Genomic DNA, 3,382 nt, shown 5'->3' on the forward strand with positions numbered 1-3,382 from the left:
CATCAAGGCTTCGGCCGGCGGCGGCGGCCGCGGCATGAAGGTCGCCCGCACCGAAGCCGACCTCGAAGTGGCGCTGCAGACCGCCAGATCCGAAGCCGGCGCTGCCTTCGGCGACGACGCCGTTTACATCGAGAAATATCTGGAAAAGCCGCGCCATATCGAATTGCAGGTGTTCGGCGACGGCGCCGGACGCGGCGTGCATTTCGGCGAGCGCGACTGCTCGCTGCAACGCCGCCACCAGAAGGTGTGGGAGGAAGCGAACTCACCGGCCCTTAACGCCGAGGAACGTGCGCGCATCGGCGGCATCTGCGCCAAGGCGATCGCCGATCTTGGCTATTCCGGCGCCGGCACGATCGAATTCCTCTACGAGAACGGTGAATTCTATTTCATCGAGATGAACACACGCCTGCAGGTCGAGCATCCGGTGACCGAAGCGATCACCGGCATCGACCTCGTGCATGAACAGATCCGTGTCGCCTCCGGCGGCGGACTGTCGGTCAAGCAGGAAGACATCAAGTTCAACGGCCACGCCATCGAGTGCCGCATCAACGCCGAGGATCCGCGCACGTTCACGCCGTCGCCCGGTACGATCACGCATTTCCACACGCCGGGCGGCCTCGGCATCCGCGTCGATTCCGGCGTCTATTCCGGCTACCGGATCCCGCCCTATTACGACAGCCTGATCGGCAAACTGATCGTGCATGGCCGCAACCGCGTCGAATGCATGATGCGGCTGCGCCGGGCGCTCGACGAATTCGTTGTCGACGGCATCAAGACGACGCTGCCGCTGTTCCGCGACCTCGTCGGAAATCCGGATATCGCCAACGGCGATTACGACATCCACTGGCTTGAGAAATATTTGGCCAAGGAGGAATAGGATCTTGCGGTTATAATGGCGCAATGACTCGTCCCTACGCGCCCGGCTACCGCATCCCGACCGACCTGCTGCTGAAAGCCTATGCCTCGGGCGTGTTCCCGATGGCAGAGAGCGCCACCGACCCGGAAGTGTTCTGGGTGCGGCCGGAGACGCGCGGCATCATCCCGCTCGACGGATTCCACACGCCGCGCAGTCTGAAGAAGACGATCCGCAGGCACCCTTTCGACATCCGCTACGATTTCGACTTCGAGGCGACGATCGACGGCTGCGCGGAAAGGCGCGACGAGCGCCGCTCGACCTGGATCAACGCGCCGATCCGCGAAGCCTATGTCGAGCTCTATCGGCTGGGCCACTGCCATTCCGTCGAGGCGTGGCGCGAGGGCCGGCTGGCCGGCGGTCTCTATGGGGTGTCACTCGGGCGCGTCTTCTTCGGCGAAAGCATGTTCGCCCGGGAAACCGACGCCTCGAAGACCTGCCTCTATTATCTCGTCGAGCGGCTGAACGAACGCCGCTTCGCGCTCCTCGACACGCAGTTCACCACCGAGCACCTGAAGCGCTTCGGCGCCATCGACGTGCCGCGCAGCCGCTACGAAAAAATGCTGGCCGAGGCCCTGAAGGGCGAAGCGGTCTTTTATCCCTGAGGTAAGCGGTCACCCGCTCGCAGTTTCAATTGGCGTCTGGGAATGAAACATCATCTTCCAGCCATCGGCGCGATGAACATAGCCGGTGCTGACGAGAGCGGCATACGGCTCGCCGTTTTCCCGCGTCGCGCGCGCCTCGTAGGTTAGCATGACGATATCGCTGCCGGGTTCGACCATGCCTTTCAGCCGAATGTCGAGATCGCGCCAGCGATTGGGCTCGGTGGCGGTCTTGGCCAGATCGGCATTCGTCATCGCCTGCGCCATCTCCGGAAAGGCGACGAGGCAATCCACATCGGCGTGGGCCGCGAAATATGCGGAATCGCCGGTCCAGAAGCCTTTCTCGATACCGAGAAGCTCTTTCTTGCTGGCAGTGATCGGCCTGATCGTTGCCATGGAAATCTCCCGTCGCCATCACCGTTTATCCAACGGATTGCGAAAAAGAGGGTTCCGAGAGTTCCGAGATCAGTTCGTGTCTGTGGTGTCGGCGCCATCCGGCGCGGGCGCCGCGTCCGACGGCTCAGGCGCTGCCTCGGCAGGCGGCTTCGGCTTGGCGGCATTCGTCTTCGGCTTGCCCGTATCGGCCTTGGCGGCGGTCGGCGGCGGCACGTCCGATTTTTGCTTGCAGCCCTTCAGCCAGACGTCATAGACGGCGTGCTCGACCGCGTTGAGACCGGGGCTTTCGGCGAACATCCAGCCGGTAAAGATACGGCGGATCTTGCGATCGAGCGTGATCTCGTCGACCTCGACGAAGGAATCGGTCTTCGGCTGTTCGGTCTCAGGCCGAGAGTAGCAGACGCGCGGCGTCACCTGCAGGGCGCCGAACTGCACCGTCTCGTCGATATAGACGTCGAAGGTGATGATGCGGCCGGTGATCTTGTCGATGCCGGCGAATTCGGCGACCGGATTGGTGATGCGGTCGGAAACCGCCGGCGCCGCCGGTGTCTGCGCGGCGGCGAACCCTGCCGTCGAGGCAGCCAGAACGGACGCTGCCGCGAACAGTCCCGTCGAGAGTCGGCCGAAAGAGTTCATGCAGGGATACCGGTGGTTGCGCCCGGGTGATTCTCTAATCGCCCAAGGCTAGTCAGGGCTGCGCTATCAGCAAGCAGCTAAACGCCAATTGTGGCGACAAAAGACCGAAACGCGTTTACGAACCGGGCGTCCAAGCGTCGTAGTCGCCGGTGACTTGCGGGCGATGCTGGTTGGTCAGAATGGAACCTTGCGGGCGATAGGCGCCCGGCGTTCCTGTGAGGTTGGGACGGTGCGGCTTCTGCCAATCACGAGCCTTATAGCTTTCGCTCGACGGAGGCGTGTCGACGCGATGATGCATCCAGCCATGCCATCCCGGAGGGATCTTCGAGGCTTCGGAATAGTCACGATAGATGACCCAGCGGCGGGTGCGACCTTCCGAATCGATGCCGCCCTCGTAATAGACGTTGCCGACCTCGTCCTCGCCGACCTTGTTGCCGAAGCGCCAGGTGTGGAAGCGCGTGCCAAGCGTCTGGCTGTTCCACCAGGTGAAAAACTGCAGCAGGAAAGTCTTCATCCAGATCCTCGTTGCGGCAGCGGCCGCGCCGTTTCCTGCTTATGGCGTCAGGTCAACGCGAAGGCAAGGGTTTTGCCCAGCCTGCGATGTAAATGCTTCGTGCGCTAAATCGATACACGCGTGGAGATATCGCCACCTCGGCTTGCCAAGCGTTTGCGCAGTTTCTAAAGCTCGCACGCCCGGCAAAGCTGGCGGCCGGCCCGCGCCGGTTGAGGGAGGTGACGATTGGCCCCAGAACGGTCCACCGGCAATCGGATCGGCGCCGAAGACATTCGTCGCCGCAAGGGCGGCGTGCCGATCGTTTGTCTAACCGCCTATACC

At 62.7% G+C, this 3,382-nt stretch carries 4 protein-coding genes and 1 pseudogene; 2 read left to right on the forward strand and 3 right to left on the reverse strand.

Going from position 1 to position 3,382, the window contains the following annotated elements:
- Nucleotides 1-877, forward strand: a pseudogene (locus EOA60_RS24885) (ATP-grasp domain-containing protein); the annotation flags it as partial.
- A gap of 23 nt (nt 878-900) precedes the next feature.
- On the forward strand, nt 901-1,518 hold the full coding sequence (aat, locus tag EOA60_RS24890) for a leucyl/phenylalanyl-tRNA--protein transferase (RefSeq protein ID WP_095824710.1): 618 nt from the start codon (nt 901-903) through the stop codon (nt 1,516-1,518).
- Nucleotides 1,519-1,527: 9 nt separating this feature from the next.
- Here aat and EOA60_RS24895 read toward each other — a convergent pair whose 3' ends face one another.
- The 3 genes from EOA60_RS24895 to EOA60_RS24905 all read right to left on the reverse strand — a co-directional run bounded on the left by EOA60_RS24895 (nt 1,528) and on the right by EOA60_RS24905 (nt 3,061).
- Complete coding sequence (locus EOA60_RS24895; RefSeq protein WP_095824711.1) at nt 1,528-1,911, reverse strand: hypothetical protein; 384 nt, start codon at nt 1,909-1,911, stop codon at nt 1,528-1,530.
- Nucleotides 1,912-1,980: 69 nt separating this feature from the next.
- Entirely contained in the window at nt 1,981-2,547 is a 567-nt protein-coding gene (locus EOA60_RS24900; RefSeq protein ID WP_095824712.1) for a DUF2155 domain-containing protein, read from the reverse strand.
- A gap of 115 nt (nt 2,548-2,662) precedes the next feature.
- Complete coding sequence (locus tag EOA60_RS24905; RefSeq protein ID WP_067321589.1) at nt 2,663-3,061, reverse strand: NADH:ubiquinone oxidoreductase subunit NDUFA12; 399 nt, start codon at nt 3,059-3,061, stop codon at nt 2,663-2,665.
- Nucleotides 3,062-3,382 lie beyond the last annotated feature (321 nt).

Source organism: Mesorhizobium sp. M1A.F.Ca.IN.020.06.1.1, from assembly GCF_004023265.1.
Lineage (GTDB): Bacteria > Pseudomonadota > Alphaproteobacteria > Rhizobiales > Rhizobiaceae > Mesorhizobium.